This is a genomic window from Vibrio sp. 1078-1 (genome assembly GCF_033340475.1).
The window spans coordinates 1-506 of sequence record NZ_JAWOWM010000976.1; the positions used below are offsets into that span (position 1 = coordinate 1).

1 protein-coding gene is annotated in these 506 nt (G+C 45.1%); it reads left to right on the forward strand.

The genetic code is table 11. From position 1 onward, the window contains the following. The coding region (locus R7190_RS31170; RefSeq protein WP_318138381.1) for a helicase-related protein at positions 1–506 on the forward strand (506 nt) is incomplete at both ends.

Below are 506 nucleotides of genomic sequence, written 5' to 3' on the forward strand. Positions count from 1 at the left end.
CAAATCATGCTGTTTTCGGCGACGTTTGAAAAACGCATTAAAACCATCGCTTACAAACTGATGGATTCTCCTGTTGAGGTGGAAGTGTCTCCAGCGAATACAACGGCAGAAACGGTTAAGCAGATGGTGTATCCAGTTGATAAAAAGCGTAAGCGTGAATTGTTAGCGTATTTAATTGGTTCACGAAACTGGCAACAAGTACTTGTTTTCACTAAAACCAAACAAGGCAGCGACGAGCTTGCAAAGGAGCTCAAACTGGATGGTATTAAAGCGGTTTCGATTAATGGTGATAAATCGCAAGGTGCTCGCCAGCGTGCACTTGATGAATTCAAGCAAGGTAAAGTTCGAGCCCTGATTGCGACAGACGTGGCGGCTCGCGGTCTAGATATTCAAGAGCTTGAACAAGTGGTGAACTTTGATATGCCATTTAAAGCTGAAGACTACGTACATCGTATTGGTCGTACTGGCCGCGCGGGTAAATCCGGTTTGGCCGTTTCGTTAATGAG